This window comes from Sinorhizobium sp. CCBAU 05631, assembly GCF_002288505.1.
GTDB lineage: Bacteria > Pseudomonadota > Alphaproteobacteria > Rhizobiales > Rhizobiaceae > Sinorhizobium > Sinorhizobium fredii_C.
This window is the reverse complement of sequence record NZ_CP023065.1, coordinates 32013-52803: the sequence shown is the minus strand read 5'-3', so window position 1 is coordinate 52803 and position 20791 is coordinate 32013. Positions and strand designations below refer to the sequence as shown.

General features: G+C 60.3%; 14 protein-coding genes, 1 tRNA gene and 6 pseudogenes. 7 read left to right on the top strand and 14 right to left on the bottom strand.

All coding sequences use genetic code 11. From position 1 onward, the window contains the following. Window positions 1–13 precede the first annotated feature (13 nt). A complete protein-coding gene (istB, locus tag SS05631_RS26735; protein WP_037427675.1) occupies window positions 14–775 on the top strand; it encodes an IS21-like element helper ATPase IstB in 762 nt (253 codons plus the stop codon). A gap of 120 nt (window positions 776–895) precedes the next feature. After that, complete coding sequence (locus tag SS05631_RS26730) at window positions 896–1102, top strand: IS5 family transposase (RefSeq protein WP_037427348.1); 207 nt, start codon at window positions 896–898, stop codon at window positions 1100–1102. A 140-nt stretch (window positions 1103–1242) separates the two neighbouring features. Here the strand turns inward: SS05631_RS26730 and SS05631_RS26725 are convergent, their stop codons facing one another. Next, a complete protein-coding gene (locus SS05631_RS26725) occupies window positions 1243–1410 on the bottom strand; it encodes a hypothetical protein (RefSeq protein ID WP_157213238.1) in 168 nt (55 codons plus the stop codon). 343 nt (window positions 1411–1753) lie between these two features. Between SS05631_RS26725 and SS05631_RS26720 the strand changes: the two genes are divergently transcribed. Both SS05631_RS26720 and SS05631_RS32190 read left to right on the top strand, forming a co-directional pair. Beyond that, a complete protein-coding gene (locus tag SS05631_RS26720; RefSeq protein ID WP_066005173.1) occupies window positions 1754–2779 on the top strand; it encodes a porin in 1026 nt (341 codons plus the stop codon). A gap of 405 nt (window positions 2780–3184) precedes the next feature. Beyond that, window positions 3185–3535, top strand: a pseudogene (locus tag SS05631_RS32190) (microcin ABC transporter ATP-binding protein); the annotation flags it as partial. 539 nt (window positions 3536–4074) lie between these two features. Here the strand turns inward: SS05631_RS32190 and SS05631_RS26705 are convergent. The 11 genes and pseudogenes from SS05631_RS26705 to SS05631_RS32180 form a co-directional block, all read right to left on the bottom strand. Next, window positions 4075–4150, bottom strand: a tRNA-Ile gene (locus tag SS05631_RS26705). Between the two features lie 499 nt (window positions 4151–4649). Continuing rightward, window positions 4650–5876, bottom strand: a complete 1227-nt coding sequence (locus SS05631_RS26700; RefSeq protein WP_037427337.1) for a monooxygenase — start codon at window positions 5874–5876, stop codon at window positions 4650–4652. A 34-nt stretch (window positions 5877–5910) separates the two neighbouring features. Continuing rightward, window positions 5911–6693 (bottom strand): ABC transporter ATP-binding protein, encoded by a 783-nt coding sequence (locus SS05631_RS26695; protein WP_037427335.1) that lies wholly within the window; start codon window positions 6691–6693, stop codon window positions 5911–5913. Window positions 6694–6750: 57 nt separating this feature from the next. Further along, the gene (locus tag SS05631_RS26690; protein ID WP_240533512.1) at window positions 6751–8094 is read right to left on the bottom strand and encodes an ABC transporter substrate-binding protein; all 1344 of its coding nucleotides are present in this window, start codon (window positions 8092–8094) and stop codon (window positions 6751–6753) included. Window positions 8095–8118: 24 nt separating this feature from the next. Then, window positions 8119–9436 (bottom strand): annotated as a pseudogene (locus SS05631_RS26685) (ABC transporter substrate-binding protein). Window positions 9437–9441: 5 nt separating this feature from the next. Next, the gene (locus SS05631_RS26680) at window positions 9442–10527 is read right to left on the bottom strand and encodes a branched-chain amino acid ABC transporter permease (RefSeq protein ID WP_066005175.1); all 1086 of its coding nucleotides are present in this window, start codon (window positions 10525–10527) and stop codon (window positions 9442–9444) included. Window positions 10528–10532: 5 nt separating this feature from the next. Continuing rightward, window positions 10533–11418: pseudogene (locus SS05631_RS26675) on the bottom strand (branched-chain amino acid ABC transporter permease). Continuing rightward, complete coding sequence (locus tag SS05631_RS26670) at window positions 11415–12206, bottom strand: ABC transporter ATP-binding protein (RefSeq protein WP_037427331.1); 792 nt, start codon at window positions 12204–12206, stop codon at window positions 11415–11417. The pseudogene SS05631_RS26675 and the gene SS05631_RS26670 overlap by 4 nt, the downstream one beginning before the upstream one ends. A gap of 169 nt (window positions 12207–12375) precedes the next feature. Then, window positions 12376–13739 (bottom strand): annotated as a pseudogene (locus SS05631_RS26665) (LLM class flavin-dependent oxidoreductase). Between the two features lie 949 nt (window positions 13740–14688). Further along, a complete protein-coding gene (locus tag SS05631_RS32185; RefSeq protein ID WP_078070843.1) occupies window positions 14689–15195 on the bottom strand; it encodes a transposase in 507 nt (168 codons plus the stop codon). A 125-nt stretch (window positions 15196–15320) separates the two neighbouring features. After that, a pseudogene (locus tag SS05631_RS32180) lies at window positions 15321–15443 on the bottom strand (transposase); the annotation flags it as partial. Window positions 15444–15792: 349 nt separating this feature from the next. On the opposite strand from SS05631_RS32180, the gene SS05631_RS31495 reads away from it, so the two are divergent. From SS05631_RS31495 to SS05631_RS26635, 3 genes are all read left to right on the top strand, one after another. Then, window positions 15793–16735 (top strand): IS630 family transposase gene (locus SS05631_RS31495; protein WP_162109209.1). Its coding sequence is split into 2 segments (ribosomal slippage): window positions 15793–16128 and window positions 16130–16735, totalling 942 coding nucleotides; the frame shifts between segments, so codons are not numbered across the junction. 95 nt (window positions 16736–16830) lie between these two features. After that, complete coding sequence (locus SS05631_RS26640; protein ID WP_095678108.1) at window positions 16831–17766, top strand: IS5 family transposase; 936 nt, start codon at window positions 16831–16833, stop codon at window positions 17764–17766. A 495-nt stretch (window positions 17767–18261) separates the two neighbouring features. After that, window positions 18262–18495, top strand: coding sequence for a hypothetical protein (locus tag SS05631_RS26635; RefSeq protein ID WP_015633479.1), 234 nt, complete (start codon window positions 18262–18264; stop codon window positions 18493–18495). Between the two features lie 51 nt (window positions 18496–18546). On the opposite strand, the pseudogene SS05631_RS32175 reads toward SS05631_RS26635, so the two are convergent. After that, a pseudogene (locus SS05631_RS32175) lies at window positions 18547–18858 on the bottom strand (type IV secretory system conjugative DNA transfer family protein); the annotation flags it as partial. A 152-nt stretch (window positions 18859–19010) separates the two neighbouring features. Next, window positions 19011–20351: an ISNCY family transposase gene (locus tag SS05631_RS26625; protein ID WP_037427385.1), complete on the bottom strand. Its 1341-nt coding sequence runs from the start codon at window positions 20349–20351 to the stop codon at window positions 19011–19013. Between the last annotated feature and the right edge of the window lie 440 nt (window positions 20352–20791).

Genomic DNA, 20791 nt, shown 5'->3' with positions numbered 1-20791 from the left:
CATGGAGGTCTCAATGCTCACCCACCCCACTCATGAACAGCTGATCGCACTCGGCCTGACCGGAATGGCCAAAGCCTTCGAGGAGCAGCGACGATCGCCGGATCTCGATGCCCTGTCGTTCGAGGAGCGCATCGGGCTTCTTGTCGATCGCGAAGCCGCCGAGCGCGACACCAAACGGCTCACGACGCGGCTGAAGTTCGCCGCGCTGCGCCAAAGCGCCTGCGTGGAAGATGTCGATCTGCGCACGCCGCGCGGCATCGACCGCGCCGTCTTCGCCCGGCTCGTCGCCGGCGACTGGATCGACCGCCACGAGAACTTGCTCATCACCGGCGCAACCGGCCTTGGCAAGAGTTGGCTGGCCTGCGCTCTCGGCCACAAAGCCTGCCGCGACAATCGTTCGGTCCTTTACCATCGCGTCCCGCGGCTCTTCGAGGCGCTCGCCCTCGCGCGGGGCGACGGACGCTACGGGCGCCTGCTCAAGACGCTTGGGCGCGTGCAGATCCTCATCCTCGACGACTGGGGCCTGTCGGTTCTCACCGCGGCCGAGCGCCGCGACCTCCTGGAGATCCTCGACGATCGCCATGGTCGCGCATCGACCATCGTCACGAGCCAAATCCCCGTGGAACACTGGCACGACGTTATCGGCGATCCCACCCTCGGCGACGCGATTCTTGACCGCCTCGTTCACAATGCTCACCGTCTTCAACTCACCGGAGAAAGCATGCGAAAACAGAACGCTCAACGCTCAGCTCTTGACGCAGACTCAAACACCTGAATCAATGAACACGTCGGTCGAAGCGGCCGCTCATGATCGCCTGAAATACCTGCTCACGATCAAATGAAATGAGCGCTCACCATCGCGTGAAATGGCTGCTCACAATCAGCGAAATGCGCAATGAAGGCTACGGCGGTCATCCCCTCAAACCGCTCGCGCAAGACCATCATCCCGCATGACGCCGAAGTGTATCGACACCGCAACCGCATCGAACGCTGCTTCAACCGCCTCAAACACTTCCGGCGCTTCTCCACCCGCTATGATCGGCGGACAATCCACTTCGAGGGCTTTGCCTTACTCGCCGCCACTATGATCTGGCTCGCATGAATGTCGATTCGTCCTAGTCCAAGGGCGACAGACCAAAGCAAAGCTTGGCCGCGGGGAGCGCTCTGCCACGGAAACTGACAGCGTTCCGACATTCCGGAACCGCGCTCGACGATTTGCCCTAGACGGGCGATCCTTCCCAATCATCCGGCGAGGCAAAGTCCGACGAGCATGAAGGTCCTGTCGCTACCGATATAGAGCGCCTGGGAAAACGCCCATAGCGTCGAGATGAAATGCGCCGCCAGGCTGGAGGCTCTGGCGGCGTTAGTCGGGAAGAGCCCTCTTCTCATCGGGCGATATATATCTATCATCAGTTTCTTATATGTCAAGTTATTTTAAGTTTTATTCCGCGCTAATTCGGCGTTCTCCTACCAACTATTCGTATTCTTGAAACATTGCTCAGTCTTGTGCTCTGTACAAAATGCGACAATATTTATGTGTTGTGTCAGCAACGAATGTCTCGCACTTTCATTTCATCTCCTTACGGAATTAATATACCTTTAGAATATGAATATATTCGTTGGTAAAGGTAGCGCGCTGCCCGTCAATATTGACGGACCGTTTCGCCGCAGCGCGAGCGAGGGTGCCGTTGAAGTTCAGGACCGACCTGCCCCGGCCCTTGCCCAACCCAAAAGAGAGATCGACCGCATGAGAATGAATTTTAGCACTGTGCTTCTCGGCTCCACCGTTGCCCTTGCAGCAGTCTCTGGTGCACAAGCAGCTGACGCGATCGTCGCTGCGGAGCCGGAACCGATGGACTACGTTCGCGTCTGCGACGCTTTCGGCATCGGCTATTTCTATATCCCCGGCACAGAAACGTGCCTGAAGATCAATGGTTACGCTCGTTTCCAGGTCTCGTTTGGCCCGGATGAGGTCAACAAACGCCAAGGCTGGGGGGCCCAGGGCACCTCCGACTGGGACGCCTTCTCGCGCGCATACATCGCCTTCAGCGCAAAGAGCGACACCGAACTTGGAACGCTCACCGGCTTCTTCGCCAGCGAGTTCAACGCTGACAACGACAGCGACGTCGGTGACAGCCTGATCAACCTCGACGAGGCCTATATCCAGCTCGGCGGTTTCAAGGCGGGTTTCTTCTACAGCTGGTGGGATAAAGGCCTGAACGGCGAAACTGACTCGCTGGCGAACATCACCGAGTTCAATTCGATTGCCTACCTCTATGAGGGCGGCGCGTTCCAGGCAGGCGTTGCCATCAATGAGCTCGAAGGGGCGACCACGAAGGCAAACGGCATCGGTGTGCAGGGCATCGCTTCGGCGACGGTCGGCGGCGTCTCGATCGACCTTCTCGGCGGTTACGATACCGAGGTCGAGGAAGGAGCCATCCGCGCGCTGGTTTCGGCCGAACTCGGCCCGGGCGTCTTCCAGATTGCCGGCGTCTGGGCATCCGACCCGAACGTCTATTTCGCCGCTTCCGAGTGGACCGTTGCCACCTCGTATCGCTACAACGCCACCGAAAAGCTCGCGATCACCCCGGGGCTCCAGTATTGGGGTGATTACGGCTTCGTCAGCGATGCGGATCAATGGCGCGGTGGTCTGGCGGTTGACTACAAGATCACCTCTGGGTTGGCGTCACGTGTTTCCGTGCAGTACACAAGTCGCGACATCGGCGCAGACACGGAGGATTTCGTCAGCGGCTTCGTCCGCCTGCAGCGCGACTTCTAATCTGAGCTGAATCGCCACCTGTGGGCGGTTCGGGCACATCGCACTGAAGCGATGTTGCCGTGGTCCGGAACTGTGGCGGCAGTTCCGGACCATTCAACAAACGGTTTTCTCAGCCATGTTGGTTGCGGGGTAAGCTTTTGCGATTTGAACCTGCGCATTTAAGTCTTTGATTTTTCTGGGGTGCGGTTCTTGAACCGGATTGACATACCCATAACCGAAGCACGCGGTTCTGGTGCAGGTTGGTTGTACGATTCCTGCGATTGGAGGAGACGCCTCTGCCGAAGCTGGCCAGTTGTACCCCCGAATACGCCGCGAAGATGCAGCACTTCCGCGTGCTGAAACAGGCGCCGTTTCTGGCGGAACACTTCGCGTCGCGGTCGATCGACTGGTCACAGATCGCCTCCGATCCAGGCACAGATTTTGGATCTTCTGTGGGAATTGCAGGCGCGGATGGGCATCTCTTATCTGTTCATTTCCCATGACCTTGGCGTGGTCGAGCACATCAGCGATCGGGTTCTTGTCCTGGAGCATGGCAGGATCGTCAAACGGGGCAAGACTGCGTCGCTGTCGATTGTTCTCGATAATCCGTCGGGGCAATCACGAGAGTCACTGTTTCCGCGTTGCCTGCCGTTCCTGGATAACGCGGTTTGCCGAACCATTCCCCGTCTGGATGGGCATATCGCATCTCTGGCAATTTCCTCTGGGATCTGTGGGGACACGGTTGTTCGTAACCAACCTAGTTTGCGACAATCGTAGCCCCAAAAAAACGCCAGGGATGGGCGTGCCGGGTCAGACGCCCACCCCAGGCAGATGCGGACACTCATGAGTCGGGCAAACGCCCACGTCCCCATTCCAGACATTTGAAGCGTTGCTAAGCTTGCTGCGACGAGGGTATTTATTTATTCGTAGAAAGCGTGGCGTGGATATGTCTGACGAAATTAGCGCAACATGTCTTTGCCGCGCAGTCCGGATTTCATGCGGCGAACCGGTTGGCCCCGGCGTATTGTCATTTCCAAGATTGCCGCAATCACCTGGTCGCGCTTTCGGGGTCAGTATCCCCATTCAACGCTAACAAGGTTCGCATGATTCCCGGCGACACCGCTCATTTTCGAAGACTGCAGACAGTGGCAATGAAATCACACGACATTTTTGTTCAAACTGCGGTTCGCCGCTGTTCGGGACATCCCCTCAGAATCCGGGTAGAATTTATGTGAGGGCCGGGATTGGTCCTGACCCGACCACCGGAGGCGTTAACTCTTTCCCGACACCGACGACCAGCGTACGGCCAATAACTTTGGTGGGCCCGGCAGGACTCGAACCTGCAACCAATCGGTTATGAGCCGACGGCTCTAACCATTGAGCTACAGGCCCCTCCTCCAACCGGCGTAACGCAGGCATCAGGGTTTTGCAATATTCCAACGAACAACGTTTATGAAGATGGTCGCTAGCTCATAAGGCTCCCATGGCTGCAGCGCTGCGGGCGATCGACAATCAACGAACTGCACTCGCCCGGTACCCAGGTCGCACCGCTGCCATGGGCACATATCGCGCTGCCGGAGACTACCTCTGGAATGAAATCGACCGCCCCCTCGAACGCTTCAGGCCGATCCGCCCTAACCGCTTCAATCCAAACAACTTCAAATTCCCTTAGCGGGTATTATTGTAGAAATGCCCACGGAGCCCCAGGAACTGGATGATCTCAGGCAGGGCAGCAAGCGTGTCTACACAGGCAATCAAATGTTGGCGTCGAACCGCCGGTAGCGGTTGTTGAAGGCGAACCGATGCCCACCCCCACCGATCGCCCTGCGATGCCGAGTATTCAATCATGGCGATCAGACGGATGACGAAGCCGACGGCACTCTCAGCCCGATCACGACGCAAGACCGATGCGCCATTGATAGGGCGGCGGCGTGCCGTTGACGGCGAAGTCGCCGATGATGCGATCCTTGTAGATGCGCGGATTGTGCGACGACAAGGTGCGTGCATTGCGCCAATGGCGATCGAGGCCGAGAGGCTTGCGCGTGGAGGATGCGCCGAGCGCATCGAAGGCAATAGTTGACGCTTCGAGGATCAGATTGGTCACGACGGTCATCGCCTGCGAGGTTTCGAGTTCGGCGATGGCATTGGCCTGTTCTTCGGCGGCGGCATCACCCGCGAAGTGCGCGCGATAGGCCCGTTCGATCGCCCGGGCCACCTGGAGCACGATCGCCGACGCCGTATAGGCGTTGCTGCGGATACGGCCGACGACCTGCAGAACCTGGGGGTCCTGGCTGGAGCGCGGTCCGGCGGCGTTCGAATAATTACGGACGCGTTTTGCGACTGCGGCCGCGACTTCCACCGACAATGCGCGCCCGATGCCCGCAAGCGTTGCCAAAAGAACAACCTGATAAAAGGCAGCACCATATTTGAACTGGTCCTCGTCGGGGACTATGTCGGCCGGGTCGACCGTTGCACAGGCAAAGCGCGTCGTGCCGCTTGCCGTCAGTATCTGTCCGAAACCGTCCCAGTCATCGATCACCTCGACGCCGGGATCGTCGCGGCGCACCTGGACCGAGCTGCTAACGCCATCGGGGCCGGTTACGCCGACATTGATCCAGTCGGCGAAGAGAGAGCCTGTGGTGTAGAATTTCTGGCCGTCGACGACATGCTTGCCGTCCGCCTTCGAAACCTTTGTAGAAAAACCGCTCTGCTGCGCATTGCCGATCTCCGTCCAGGCGTTGCCGGCAATCTCGCCGCGTGCCAGACGCCCCGTCCAACGGGCACGGTCGGGACCTTGCGCCTTGTTGACGACATCCTCGACGAAGCCGAAATGCCCGCGCAAAGCCTGGGTGATATTGGAATCCGCCACCGAAAGCTCGATGAGCAGATTGACGAGTTCGGGCACCGTTGCCCCCAAACCGCCTTCGGCTTCCGGCACGCGCAAGGCGCCGAAACGGGCTGCCTTCAGCCGTGCGATCTCGGCATCGGGCAGCTTGCGGTTCAACTCACGGTCCAGGGCTCCGGCGGCGATGTCGGCAAAGAGCGGACGGAATTGTTCGGCCAAAATTTCGTAGTGTTCGGAAGGGCCTTCGCCCCAGCCAAGGTCGATCTGCGTCATGGGGTGTGATCCCGTTGAATGGAAGGGGCGCGGTTCAGCCCGCGTCTCCAAGATAGAGACGATGGAGGTCGTCGCGTCTTGCGAGGTCTTCCGCCACGCCGCTCAGAACAACGCGGCCGCTTTCGAGGATGTATGCGCGCGCGGCGTGCTTCAGGGATAGCGCTGCGTTCTGCTCGGCAAGCAGGAAGGCCGTGCCGCGTTCGCGATTGAGGCGGACGATGATCTCGAAGATTTCCTGCACGATGCGCGGCGCAAGTCCCATCGATGGTTCGTCGAGAAGGACAAGACGCGGTCGCGTCAGCAGCGCCCGGCCGATGGCAACCATCTGCTGCTCGCCGCCTGAGGTGAAGCCCGCCTGGGTGCGCCGCTTCTCCTTGAGCCGCGGGAACCAGTCATAGACGTCATCAAGCTGCTCTTTCAGTGCACGGCGACCGGGACGATGAAGGAAAGCGCCGGCAAGCAGGTTTTCCTCGACCGTCAGGTGCGAAAAGACATGGCGGCCTTCCAGAACATGCACGATGCCGCGTCCAGCCAGCCTGTTTGCCGGCAGGCCGAGAATGTCTCCCCCATCGAAGCGGATCTGGCCGTGGCGCACACCGGCCCGGTCCGCCGAAGCGAGCCCGGAGATGACCTTCAGCACGGTACTCTTACCGGCGCCATTCGCCCCGAGAAGGGCGACGATCTCCCCTGCCCCCACCGTCAGCGAGACGTCGGAGACGGCGAGGATCGCGCCACCATAGACGACCTCGATGCCGGAGACATCGAGTTGTGGATCGTCCCCTTTGTCGGCCTGTGTCTGCTGCGCCAGCTTCGTCATTGTTTCATCTCCGTCGAAAGCCTGGGCGACGGGTTGCCGTCCCGGCATGCTCGCCTGTCAGTTCGTACCGACGTCACGTGGGGTGATGCCGTGTTCCTTGGCATAGGCGGCGGATTTGGCGTCAATCAGCGGCCGCAGCGATTCGCGGTCAGCCTGTACCCAGTCGCTGATCAGGTTCCAGCGGCTGCCATCCCACTGCTGAACGCGCACCGCACCACCGCCCTCGTGGTCAGCCGGCGTCAGTTGCAGGTTCTGAACGAGGCCGAGGAAGCCCGCCTTTTCAAGTGCGGCATCGTTCAGCTTTAGGTGCTCCAGCGCCCACTGGCCTTCCTCGCCGGTGATCGGCCGGTTGCCGAACTTCGCCTGCGCCTGGCGCACGACCTCGACCGAGATCAGCGCGTTTACAAGGCCGGAGTTGTAATAAACGCTGCCGAAGGCCTTTGGATCGCGAAGGTCCGACTTGCCGGCATCGAGGATGTGCTGCTTCAGGCGCTTGTGGATTTCGAAATCGGTGCCGGCGGGATAAGGTGTGAGGGCAAGATAGCCCTTGGCCGCATCGCCGGAGGGGATAACATCCTCTTCCGACGACGCCCAGACGTCACCGATGATGCGATCTGCCGGGAAGCCGAAGCGTTGCGCGCTCTTCACCGCGACAGGCGTCGAAACGCCCCAGGTCCTGAGAAACACCCAGTCCGGCTTCTGCTCGCGAACCTGCCGCCACTGCGCGGACTGTTCGCTGCCAGGATCGGGAACCGGGATCTGAATGTTCTCGAAGCCGTATTTCTCGGCAAACAAGGCCAGCGGGTCAAGCGTTTCGCGACCATAGGCGCTGTCGTGGTATACAGTTGCGATCTTCTTGCCCCTCAGCTTGTCGAAGCCGCCTTCCCGCTCGGCGATGTAGTTCACCAGAGCGGATGCCTCACTGTAGAAGGTCACCATAACCGGGAAGATATAGGGGAAGACCCGGCCGTCCGTTGCTTCAGTACGACCATAGGCCATCGTCACCAACGGCAGCTTGTCTTTGGGCGCGCGGTCCGACAGCGCGTAGGCGGCCGGCGCGCCGTTCGGGAGATAGGACGCGACGGGCGCGCCGTTCAAGCCGCGTTTGAAGCGCTCGTAGCACTCGATGCCCTTCTCGGCCGTCCATTCCGTCTCGCATTCCTGCCAGACGATCGGTACGCCATTGATGCCGCCCTCAACCTCGTTGATGTAGCGGTAGTAGTCGATGATACCCGCCCAGATGGACGTGCCCGAGGCGGCATAGGGGCCGACTCGGTAGCTCGCGATCGGGAAGAACTGCTTGTCGCTGTCCGATCCGGGCGTCGTATCGACGGCATGGGCCTTTCCGGCAAGAAGCGCCAGAGATGCGACAGCGATAAGCGTGCGTGAAATCTTCTTCAACTTGATAGGCCTCATTGTCGTCGATCAGTTGGTTTCGGTTTCGGGCGTGCGCGGGGTGATGCCGTGTTCCTTGGCGTAGGCTGCGGCGCCTTCCTTGATCAGGGGATTGAGGAGTTCGTGATCCGCTTTGATCCAGTCGGTCTGCAGCACCCACCTCTCGCCATCCCAGCTCTGGATCCGGGCGGCACCACCGCCTTCATGGTCTGTCGGGGTGATCGCGATCGGCTGCAGCAGGCCCTTGAAGCCGATTTCCTCGAGCCGCTTGTCGTCGATAGTCACGTGCTCGAAGGCCCAGCGCCCTTCCTCGCCGTTCAGTGGCCGCGCGCCGAAATGCTTGTAGCCGGTGCGCAGCGCCTCGACGGCGAGCGCGGCATTGACGAGCCCGATATTGTAATTGACCGCGCCGAAAAGCTTCGGATCGCGCAGGTCCGACTTGCCCTTGTCGAGGATCTCCGCCTTCAATTTCTTGTGGATCTTAAAATCCGTGCCGCCCGGATAGGGCGCGAGCGCCAAGTAGCCGACGGCCGCGGTGCCTGCCGGTATCGCATCGGATTCGGAACCGGCCCAGACATCGCCAATGATATGGTCGGCCGGAAAGCCGAAGCGTTGCGCCGTCTTCAGCGCTACCACCGTCGATACGCCCCAGGTGCGCAGGAAGACCCAGTCCGGCTTTTGCTCGCGGATCTGGCGCCATTGCGGCGACTGCTCGTTGCCGGGGTCGGCGACTGGAATCTGGATGTTTTCGAAACGGTATTTCTTCGCCAGCACCTCGACGGCGGTCTGGCTGGCTCGGCCGTAGGCGCTGTCGTGATAGACGGTCGCGATCTTCAGGCCTTTGAGCTTGTCGAGTCCACCAACCTTCGAGGCGATGTAATTGATACCCGTCGATGCCTGGCTGGAGTAGCTGAAGAGCAGCGGGAAGGCGTATGGAAAGACGGTGCCATCGACCGTCTCCGTCTTGCCGCCAGCCGGGTCAATCAGTGGGATTTTGTCAGCTGCGGCCTTCTCCAGCAACGCGTAGGTCGCCGGTGTGCCATGGGTGAAGAAGAAGGCGAGCGGCGAGCCGTTCTTGCCGGCCTTGACGCGCTCGTAGACCTCGACGGTGCGGTCCGGGCTCCATTCCGTCTCGAATTCCTCATATTCGAGCTTGACGCCTTCTACGCCACCTTCAACCTCGTTGATGTAGCGGAAGTAATCGCGCTCGCCCGCCCACCAGAGTTCGCCTGAGGACGCGTAGGCGCCGACACGGTAGGTCGGGAGCGGAATGTACTGGCTGACATCGGCCGCAAAGGCGGATGCGGCGTGGGATGAGGGTGCCGGCTAGAAGGGCGGCAACGATCAATCGTTTCACGGTTCAGGCTCCTGTTTCAAGAAATGGAGGAAAGGGTTACGAAGGAAAAAGGCGACGGCTGCCGTGCGCCGAAGTGCGAGAAGGCGCGACAATCCTTCTGGTTCACGGATGAGGAACCAGATGATGAGAATGCCGAAGATGGCTTTCTCAATGTTCTGCAGCAGGCCAGCATCGACCTGACCGCTGAAAAGATATTGGAACAGCCAGTCGAGGGCGAGTGGCAGGAGGCTGACGAAGGCAGCACCCAAATAGGCGCCGCGGATCGTACCAAGCCCGCCGATGATGATGATGAAAAGGATCTGGTAGGAGCGATGCAGGCCGAAGCTCTGCACGCTGGCCGACCCCAGATAGGCTAAGGCCCACAATGCACCGGCAATGCCGAGGATGAAGCTTGAGACGGCAAAGGCCTGCAACTTGGCGCGCAGCACCGGAACACCAATCACGGCGGCCGCCGTATCCATGTCACGGATCGCCATCCAGTTGCGGCCGGTCTGGCTGCGGATGAGGTTGAACGATAGCCACGTCAGAAGCGCGACGATGCCAAGCGTCAGATAATCGCGACCGTGCGCGCCGTTGGCATTAAGGCCAAAGAAGGAGAGGCCGCGCGACAGGGCGATCGTCGCTGAAGAATTGCCGTTGTAGAACCACGGAAACTTGAGAAACAGCCATTCGAAGAAGAACTGGGCGGCGAGCGTGCTGACGATCAGGTAGAAGCCCTTGATGCGGGTGGACGGCAGACCGAAAACGGGGCCGACTACACCGGAAATCAGGCCAGCGGCGATCAGCGCGAGCGGCAACGGAAGTTCCGGCACGCGAAGTTGAAGCGCGAATGTCGCGTAGGCGCCGACCATCATGAAGGCGCCGGCACCGAGGGACAACTGTCCCGCATAGCCCGTCACGAGATTAAGACCGAGGCCCGACAGCGACAGAATCAGGAACGGCACGATGATCGCATTGATCCAGTATTCCGAGGCGAGGAATGGTGCTGCCAGCACCAGGGCGGCGACCGAGACCAGTCCGACGGCTTTCAGCCCGATCGGATCGACGGGTTCGGCGATGGCGCGCAGGTCGAATTCAGCCATGGGTCTTAGACCCTTTCGATGGAGCGTTCGCCGAAGAGCCCGGCTGGACGAATGAAGAGGAACACGAGTGCCAGCGCATAGGCGAACCACGGCGTGATACCGCCGCAGACGAATGGGCCGACATAGGTTTCTGCCAGGCTCTCGCCGGCACCGACGATCAGCCCGCCGACGATAGCGCCGGCTATCGAGGTGAAGCCGCCGATGATAAGGACAGGAAGCGCCTTAAGGACGACCAGCGACAGAGAAAACTGTACCCCCTGCCGCGCACCCCAGAGCAGGCCGGCAACGAGACCAACAAGACCGGCAACGGCCCAGACGATCTGCCAGATGCGGTTGATATCGATGCCAAGAGAGAGAGAGAGCGGCCCGCGTATCGTCCGCCACACCGCGAAGCTGGATGCCGATGCGCGTCTTGTTGAACAACAGGGAGAGGACGACGACCAGCACCAATGCAACGCCGGCGGCCACGAGATCGAACTGGCTGATCAGGATATCGCCGAGGAAGATCGGCAGATCCTCGATACCAAGGTTCAGCGCCCTGACCTGTGATCCCATGATGCCCTGCGCCACGCCCTCGACCACATAGGACAAGCCGAGCGTCGCCACGAAGAGCGTCATCGGGCTGCGATTGGTCAGCGGCCGCAGGAGAAGTTTTTCGATGGCGATGGCGGTCGCGATCAGAAGCGCAATGGTGATCGCGATCGCGCCATAGGCAGGTACGCCGTTTTCGGTGAGGGTGACGAAGGTCAGCGCCGCGAAGAGGAGGATGGAACCCTGCGCGTAGTTGAAGACACCGGATGCCTTGTAGATCAGCACGAAGCCTATCGCGACGAGGGAATACATGGTGCCCGCCAGCAGGCCGCCGATCAGTGTTTCGAGGAACATGCTCATGCCGCCACCGCATGTTCGGAGCCGATATAGGCGGCGATGACGTCCGGATTGTCGCGGATCGTCTCCGGCGGGCCGTCGGCCAGCTTACGGCCGTAGTCGAGAACAACCACGTGGTGGGCGAGCTTCAAAACAATGCCGACATCGTGCTCAATCAGCACGATTGTCAGCTTGAGTTCGGCGTTCAGCCGCTGGATCACCGCGGCGATTTCCTTTTTTTCGCCTGCGTTCATGCCGGCCAGCGGCTCGTCGAGCAGCAGCAGCTTCGGCTCGCCGACGACGGCGCGCGCCATCTCAACCTTTTTCTGCACCCCGTATGGCAGGGTGCCCACGGGCGTGCGGGCATGTTTGTCGAGGTCGAAGAGGTGCAGCACGGCACCCGCCCGCTCACGGAAATCGCGCTCCTCTCTCAGCGCCCGTGGCAGGCGGAACATCTCCTCGACCAGCGTCACGTGCGAATGCCGCGACAGGCCGGCGATGACGTTGTCGATGACGCTCATGCCGGAGAACAGCGCGTTGTTCTGGAAACCGCGCCCGATTCCCCGGCGTGCCGCCTCAATCGGCTGCATGCGCTGGAAGCGTTCGCCCTCGAAGACGATCTCGCCACCATCTGGGATATAGACCCCATTGATGATATTCAGCAACGAACTCTTGCCGGCCCCGTTCGGACCGATCAGCGCGCAGATTTCCTGCTTCTCTACTTGGAAGGAAAGATCGGAAATCGCCTTCACGCCCCGAAGGGAGAGCGATACGTTCTTGATCTCAAGCGCCGGCGTCGCGGATGTGCTCATCGGCCTGTTACTCCATGTTTGCGGCAGGCAAGCCCCGCCCCTTCGCCAGGACGGAAGAGGCCCGGCGTCCGTTAATGTCTCATGCTTATCGTCGGCCGGGGTCCCCCACCGGCTCAGGACAACGACTGTCAGGCCGCCCTTTCGTCCGCGTTGGCTGCTGCTTCCCGCTTCACCTCTCGATGTCACGGAACCGGTCTGCCGGATGCGTTGCGGGAAGATACGGGCCTCCGCCGAAAAGCTTTTCACGCAGCGTTCCTTCGCGATAGCCGGTGGCATAGACGCCGCGCTTCTGAAGTTCCGGCACCACATAGCCGATCACGTCGGCGAAGGTTTCGTGCGCCAGTGCATAGGCGAGGTTGAACCCGTCGATGTCGGTATCCTCGACCCATTCCTGCAGGATATCGGCGATCGTAGAGGGCGAGCCGACAAAGAGCGGCCCCATGCCGCCAATACCACCCCACTGTGCCAGCTCCTCGATCGTCCAGATCTTCCGGCCGTCGGACAGGCGTTCGACGCCGATGTGATCGCGTTCGTCTTGACGTGCTGTACGGTGTCGGCGGGCTTGTAGTGACCGAAGTCGATGCCGGTCCAGCCGGACATCAAGACCAGCGCACCGTCATAAGAAGCGTACTTGACGTATTCCTCGTATTTCGCTCGCGCTTTCGCGTCGGTCTCGTCAACGATGATCGTCGCCATGGCGTAGACCAGCAGTTTCTTGGGGTCGCGCCCCTGCGCCGCCGCGCGCTGGCGGATGTCGGCGACATAGGCCCGCGTCGCATCCTTGAGCGGCGTCGAGATGAACACGCATTCTGCATGACCGGCGGCAACGTCCTTGCCGGCATTCGACGCTCCGGCCTGGAAGAGGACAGGCGTGCGCTGCGGCGACGGCTCGCAGAGGTGATAGCCGGGCACATCGAAATATTTTCCCTTGTGACCGACCTCGTGAATCTTGGTCGGGTCGGCGAAGATCCCGCGCTCCTTGTCGCGAACGACCGCCCCCTCTTCCCAGCTTCCTTCGAAGAGCTTGTAGACCACTTCGAGATATTCCGATGCCACATCGTAGCGGTTGTCATGGGAACGCAAGCCGCCCTGCCCGACGTTTTTCGCACCGCTTTCAAGATAGGACGTGACGATATTCCAGCCGATACGCCCCTTGGTGTGATGATCGGCCGTCGAAAGCCGGCGCGCGAAGGTGTAGGGATGCTCGAAACTGGTCGACGCCGTGATGCCGATGCCGAGATGGTTCGTCGCAAGCGCAATCGGGTTGGCGAGCTGAAGCGGATCGTTGACCGGTATCTGGACGCCCTGCAGCAGGGCATTGTCGAGATTGCCCTTGTAGACGTCGTAATAGCCGATCACGTCGGCGATAAAGATGGAATCGAAGAAGCCCGTCTCGAGCAGCTTTGCCAGATCCGTCCAATACTCCAGGTCCTTGTACTGCCACGACCTGTCGCGCGGATGGCGCCAGAGCCCCGGCGACTGATGGCCGACGCAGTTCATTTCAAAGGCGTTGAAGCGTATCGTTTTGGTCATCGGATGATCTCGCTTGCATTCACGGGATAGACATTAGGAAGCCACCGGAGCATAAAACAAAAAAATATAGTTTTTATGGATTACTTGGGGGAATATTTATGCGGTTGATTCCGCATTCTGGATTTGCGGCGAGCCGACAGACCCCCTTGCCGGTCTGTCCCGCCGCCTTAAGTACTGGACTTAACAGCGGAAAATGCGTTGAGTTCAACGGGCCTGACTGACCACGAAATCCCAGTCGGCCGCATCGATGAGAGCGTCGCGGATATCTTCCAAAGACAGGCCGCTCTTGGGAAAACACCGTGCCGGCATCCCCGTGCCCTCGAGGAAATTGTCCTCGAAATGCCCTCATCAACTTAGCGAAAAACGACGACATAGCCCTGGAAGGCCGCGCTGCGGATGTGCGTGCGCAGTTCGATCCGTGCCCGACCGAGCGTTTGCGACAAGCGTCCGGTGCTTCTTGCCGAGCTCCTTAATGAGACGGCAGCCGATGATCAGGCTGCCGCTTTCGCGGGTGATGTATCCGCCTCAAGAGCGGCAAGCCCGTCAAAGAATGGATCGTTGACCGTATTGGATTGCGGATTTTGATCTTTGCGCGAGTCCTCCGCTGCAAACCTCGACCGCTCCGCGGGACTTAAGGTTCAAAAAACTCGGCTTCCGAATAAGCGGCGCTCGAAGAGTCAACGAACAAATAGTTTAAGGGTCTAAGGGGATCCGCTGGCTCGACGATTATTCGTTCAAATGACGGTTCGCCCGTTCGCAACGCCACCGTTCAGTGCACACCCAGTTGCCGTGAGCAGGTTTATATGAGACCTGTGCGCGGGAAGTATTTTTTGTTGATTTTGTTTGATCTTATCGGCTTCGAGGGTAAGGGGCGCAATGATATCAGCGCCGGCGCCGTCGGCTGTGTCTTCTGACGCTCTGGTGTGAGCGTCAGTGGTGTTTTTGCCGCCTATCCAGCCATAGCGATGACCTTCAAACTGCGTTTCATATTGTAGGCGATGGCGGTGAGGCGAATTTGAACGCCTGCCTTGGCAAGCCCTCGCCATCGCATGCGTCGAAGACCATAGCTCCGCTTCCAGGTGCCGAAGATCTTCTCGATCCGGCCACGGATGCGATGGATCGGTTGGTTCCAGGCATCGAGACGTGCCAGGGTTTCGGCCTCGTCGCGCCCCCACATACCGGTGGCGATGACGCGCGGCGTGCCACCTTTGGCGCGCACCGCATCACTGAAATGGCTGCCTCGGTAGGCGCTGTCGGCATAAACCTCGCCGGGATTGTCAGGCAGAGCATCGGGACCGGCCTTGCCGTCGTTGATGTTGGCGGGCGTGACGGCGATCTCCTCGACCAGAGCGGTATCGGCATCGGCACCGACATGGGCCTTGAAGCCATGAACCGCTGGTCGGCCCTTATGCTTGACCCAATGGCCCTCTTCGTCATCCTCACTGGCCGAGGCGATGATCGTTGCATCGACAAGCGTGCCGGTCTTGACCCGGATCGCTTGGCCCTGAGCTGGCGGGTGATCTCGCCGAACAGCGTCTTGTCCAGACCATGGGCGACAAGGGCTTTTCGGAAACGAACAAAGGCGGTGCGCTCCGGCGTCGGCTCCGAGACCGAAAATCCACAGAAGCGCCGAAAAGAGGCGCGGTCGTCCAGGGCTTCGGCGAGCTTGACGTCGGACAGGTCGTACCAGATCGACAGCAGCATCGCCCTGAACAACGCCAGCGGCGGCCAGGCCGGTTCGCCCTTGGCAGCATTGGAGATCATCCCGAGAGCGCCATCGATCGGTGCCCAGTCGATCAGTTTGACAAGCGCATCCAGCGAGGAAGGTTTACCGCGTTCGACGACAAAGCCGAACTTCTCCTGACCTATGCGCCGACGTCCCATCGCATCCCTCAATCCATTGTTCACATTGAGAGAATCACAGATCAACACGCCAGTCCAGACACCCGCGCACAGGTCTCGCTAGAGCGTGCTGCATTTTTCCGGAATCGGGGGATTCGCAAATCAGTTGGGGTGTGATTCCCTGTCCATGCCGGAAGGATGGCCGGCCTGGATGACACGAGCTTATTCCGAAGACCTTCGCGAGCGGGCGCTGGCCCGATTGCGTGCCGGGGAGACGACGCGGTCGATCGCGGCCGCGCTTTCGATTGCTCCCTCCTGCATTTCGAAATGGAAGCGGCGTCTTGCCGAGACCGGCTCGCTTGAGCCTGGCCGTGTCGGCGGGCGCAAGAAGCGAACCCTGTCGGGCGAGCGGGCCGACTGGTTGCGTGAACGCTGTCGATCCGGGCCGTTTACGACACGGGGATTGGTGGCGGAATTGGCCGAACGTGGCATCAAGACCGACCGTCGAGCGGTTTGGGTCTTTGTTCGAGCCGAAGGCCTGAGCTTCAAAAAAAACAGTTCTGCCGGCTGAGCAAACACGAGTGGACATTGCCCGCAAGCGGCTGCGATGGAAGACCCACCAGCATCGGATCGAAGCCCGTCGGCTGGTCTTTCTCGATGAAACCTGGATCAAGACGAATATGGCGGCGCTCAGGGGCTGGGCGCCGCGCGGCCGGCGGCTCGCTGCGCCGGTCCCACACGGCCACTGGAAAACCCTGACCTTCATCGCCGCCTTGCGCTGCGACCGTATCGATGCGCCTTGGGTCATCGACGGGCCGATCAACGGCGAGCTCTTCACCCTCTATGTCAAGAAGGTCCTCGTGCCCACGCTCGCCAAGGGCGACATCGTCATCCTCGACAATCTCGGCAGCCACAAGGGGCAAGCCGTGCGCCGCGCCGTCAGGGCCGCCGGGGCACACCTCTTCTTCTTGCCGCCCTACAGCCCCGACCTCAATCCCATCGAACAGGTCTTTGCCAAGCTCAAGCATCTCCTCAGGAATGCAGCCCCACGGACCGTCGAGGCAACATGGCGCAAGGCCGGTGAATTGCTCGACACCTTCTCGCCGGCCGAATGCGCCAACTATCTCAGAAACTCAGGGTATGCTTCCGAATGAAAGCAGCATGCTCTAGTGGAGACCTGTGCGCGGGTGTCTGGACTGGCGTGTTGATCTGTGATTCTCTCAATGTGAACAATGGATTGAGGGATGCGATGGGACGTCGGCGCATAGGTCAGGAGAAGTTCGGCTTTGTCGTCGAACGCGGTAAACCTTCCTCGCTGGATGCGCTTGTCAAACTGATCGACTGGGCACCGATCGATGGCGCTCTCGGGATGATCTCCAATGCTGCCAAGGGCGAACCGGCCTGGCCGCCGCTGGCGTTGTTCAGGGCGATGCTGCTGTCGATCTGGTACGACCTGTCCGACGTCAAGCTCGCCGAAGCCCTGGACGACCGCGCCTCTTTTCGGCGCTTCTGTGGATTTTCGGTCTCGGAGCCGACGCCGGAGCGCACCGCCTTTGTTCGTTTCCGAAAAGCCCTTGTCGCCCATGGTCTGGACAAGACGCTGTTCGGCGAGATCACCCGCCAGCTCAGGGCCAAAGCGATCCGGGTCAAGACCGGCACGCTTGTCGATGCAACGATCATCGCCTCGGCCAGTGAGGATGACGAAGAGGGCCATTGGGTCAAGCATAAGGGCCGACCAGCGGTTCATGGCTTCAAGGCCCATGTCGGTGCCGATGCCGATACCGCTCTGGTCGAGGAGATCGCCGTCACGCCCGCCAACATCAACGACGGCAAGGCCGGTCCCGATGCTCTGCCTGACAATCCCGGCGAGGTTTATGCCGACAGCGCCTACCGAGGCAGCCATTTCAGTGATGCGGTGCGCGCCAAAGGTGGCACGCCGCGCGTCATCGCCACCGGTATGTGGGGGCGCGACGAGGCCGAAACCCTGGCACGTCTCGATGCCTGGAACCAACCGATCCATCGCATCCGTGGCCGGATCGAGAAGATCTTCGGCACCTGGAAGCGGAGCTATGGTCTTCGACGCATGCGATGGCGAGGGCTTGCCAAGGCAGGCGTTCAAATTCGCCTCACCGCCATCGCCTACAATATGAAACGCAGTTTGAAGGTCATCGCTATGGCTGGATAGGCGGCAAAAACACCACTGACGCTCACACCAGAGCGTCAGAAGACACAGCCGACGGCGCCGGCGCTGATATCATTGCGCCCCTTACCCTCGAAGCCGATAAGATCAAACAAAATCAACAAAAAATACTTCCCGCGCACAGGTCTCCTAGTGAAATATGACCCGCGGGGAAATGGCCCGTATCTTCATAGGCCTTCGGAGAATTTCGTGGAAGCCCGTTTGCTGATTTGACCTTGCCTTCAGTGACGCTCCATGATGCCGTGGCGGCACGTCGCGCGGTGCTGGCGAAGGGCGACAGGAAATCAATACCCGTGTCATCGTGGGCACGGCAAAGATGGTAGGGTTGCGAGATCATTAGATGGGACTCGCAAATGCCGGGTCACAGTCCAACGGCACTTGTGAATCGATGCGTCTTGATCGATTCACAACAATGATGAATACACCGGTTAGTAGCCGCGCGCTGGTTTTCGGCGCGGAGAAGACATTCGAGGTTTTAGCATGGAAGAAACTGTTCAAATCGGGAGCCGTGGCGACTTCGGCCTCTGGGCGATTGAAGTTGCCAAGCAGATTGTCGGCGAGCAGGGCTTTGAGCTTGCCAAGGCCGCGCGTGACGGAACGGAGGATGACGTCCGCGCGGCCGGCAATGCTTTGGGTAAGGCGATCACAGATGTGCTGCTCGAAGTCTATGACGGACTTCTGGAGGAAATTCCAGAGGACCAGGACGCTACCTAAGACAGAAGCTGCACTGCCTCTCCGCGTTAGCATGAAAGACGCGTTTGGCTTCACGCATGCTTTCATATCCGCTCTGCGAAACCAGATCGCGCGCCCGCACCTAAGAGGCGCATTGCCGGCGGTGAAGACTGTTCGTCGGCGCGCATGCCACGCTTCATGCGGCAGGATCAGCCGCCGGCTGACAAGTTGCTTCGAGCGGGTTCTCGACGAGCCGGAGGACTGCGTCCACCGGCTTAGTTGATTGACCTCCACAGTCGTAGCGCCGCAGCGCCTGGAGACATATTCGGCGGTTTCGGGATCGTTGATGGCCGAAGCTGATCTAGCTAGTTTCCGTCCATAAACGCGCATATTTTGTAGGGTTTGCAAGCACTTGTCGTAGGTCGGCGTCGGCTTGGAGGGTGTGGACGGGGTCAAGGGGCGCTGGTTTTCGTCTGAGCGGGGTTGTTGGGGGTTGTTGGGCGCACGACGCCGGAGCGGCATGGCCGGCGGGAGGCAGGTGCGATATCGGGTGGGCATCAGGTCGGTTTGAGGCGCGTGAGGAGGACGAGGTTGTAGGCCACGACCGAGGACCAGACATAACTCTTGAAGTGCTCAAGGCCGCGCCAGGTGCAACGCGCCAAGCCGTAGGCCCGCTTCAGGCAGGAGATGCCGGCCTCGATGCCGGCGCGGAAGTTGCGCAGCTTGCGATAGACCCAATTGCTTTTGACCATGTCCTCGATCCGGAGGCCGGCCTTTTTGTGGAAGGCCATGTCGCGAACGCCCCGGGCCTTCGCTGCGGTCAAGTTGTTGCGCGTGGCAAAGCCGCCATCGGCCGCCGCCTGCCGTGGCGCGTTGCCATAGAAGGCGATGTGGCGCTCCAGCATTGGCAGCAACCGATCGCTGTCGGCCGGATTGCCAGTCTCGACCACGAGATCGAGGATCATGCCGCTCCTGCCGGTGGTCAGGTTGAGCTTATGGCCGTATTCGACGTCGCGGCTGCCTTTGACGATGATATCGGCATGCGATTCAAACAGGCTCACCAGCTTCTCGCTGGCTGGCACCGGTTCGCCGGCCAACACCCGCCGCTCACTCTGGCTGATGATCCGTTCGATCAGCGGGCGATAGTGACAGACCTGGACCTGCCACAGTTCGACAAGCGGATTGGTCGCTACAGCCAATCGCTCGCTCGCCTGCTGCAGATAGGCCAGTGTCGCGCGGGCGATCGCGATCAGCTCGCGGTAGAGCTGGACACGATTGGGCCGACCACGTGTGAACTGGATTCTGCGGGCGCGCTTCTTGGCCGCGCGGCGATGATCGCGCCACGCCAGACCGGCGTCGCCGACCAACGCATCAGCCTGCTTCAGCAGGCGCACCATCACCCGCACAGCATCCCACAGCAGGCTGCTGTCGCTCGGTTCGTGCATGAGTGCTGAGGTCACGGTGCTGTCCAGCCGCACGACGGTGCCATCTTCGAGCTTCGCCCGCCGAGCGTTCGATAGCAGTGCCCGATTGATCTCTTCCCAGGTCTCGGGCCGGATCGCGCTGATCGTCTTTTGCAGCACCGACTTCTGCGGGCTCCATGACCACGGCAGCCGGGCAAAGGCTCGAAACGAGGCGGAGTCTTCCAGATGGAAGGCCAACTCCTGATAGCTCAGCTGTCGGTATTGCTTGAGCAGCGCGCAGCGCAGCACCGCTTCGGCCGGCAGCCCTCGCCGTCCAGTGGCCCTGATGCCGTCTCGACACAGGTCTCGCGCCACTAGGCCGAGCAGATCGCGCTGCTCGTCCAGCCATCGCGACATCGCTTTCAGTTCACGGCCAATCTCGTGTTCGGCGAAAAGATCGAATATGCTCGCCTGGACGGTGCGTTCTTGGCGCATTGTCGGCTCCGGCGGTTGCGGGTTTCCCTTTAGAATCAGTCGCTTGATGCTAAAGTGTACCTGAAACCGCCGGGCTTTACCCGCGGAAAAACCGAGAATAACCAACAATATCAGCGACTTGCCGTTTATGGACGGGCACTAGCTAAGCTAGTATAGCTTCGTCTTACGTCATTCGCTCCCGCAGCGCCTGCCGGTCACCTTCCTCCCTTCGATGACATAGCTTCGGTTCCATACTGGACGTCCGATCATGCCCGACAGACGAACCCTGACTTCTGCGCCAAGCTAAGGCGACCGACATACCTTGCGTTGACCTACTGTCGGGTTTGTCGCGTCCGCGACATAGTGATGTTCGGCCCGCGCGTGCCGCGCTCAGTTAAGTCATAGAATGATGTGCAGAGCAGCTTATCTGAGGCGCTCTCTGCGCAGTTGGCACAACTCTT

Coding starts and splice junctions, on each gene's coding strand:
- SS05631_RS26680 (WP_066005175.1), bottom strand. CDS start 10,527: ATGGCTGAATTCGACCTGCGCGCCATCGCCGAACCCGTCGATCCGATC.
- SS05631_RS26625 (WP_037427385.1), bottom strand. CDS start 20,351: ATGCGCCAAGAACGCACCGTCCAGGCGAGCATATTCGATCTTTTCGCC.
- SS05631_RS26720 (WP_066005173.1), top strand. CDS start 1,754: ATGAATTTTAGCACTGTGCTTCTCGGCTCCACCGTTGCCCTTGCAGCA.
- SS05631_RS26730 (WP_037427348.1), top strand. CDS start 896: ATGAAGGCTACGGCGGTCATCCCCTCAAACCGCTCGCGCAAGACCATC.
- SS05631_RS26695 (WP_037427335.1), bottom strand. CDS start 6,693: ATGACGAAGCTGGCGCAGCAGACACAGGCCGACAAAGGGGACGATCCA.
- istB (WP_037427675.1), top strand. CDS start 14: ATGCTCACCCACCCCACTCATGAACAGCTGATCGCACTCGGCCTGACC.
- SS05631_RS26635 (WP_015633479.1), top strand. CDS start 18,262: ATGGAAGAAACTGTTCAAATCGGGAGCCGTGGCGACTTCGGCCTCTGG.
- SS05631_RS26640 (WP_095678108.1), top strand. CDS start 16,831: ATGGGACGTCGGCGCATAGGTCAGGAGAAGTTCGGCTTTGTCGTCGAA.
- SS05631_RS26725 (WP_157213238.1), bottom strand. CDS start 1,410: ATGATAGATATATATCGCCCGATGAGAAGAGGGCTCTTCCCGACTAAC.
- SS05631_RS26670 (WP_037427331.1), bottom strand. CDS start 12,206: ATGAGCACATCCGCGACGCCGGCGCTTGAGATCAAGAACGTATCGCTC.
- SS05631_RS26700 (WP_037427337.1), bottom strand. CDS start 5,876: ATGACGCAGATCGACCTTGGCTGGGGCGAAGGCCCTTCCGAACACTAC.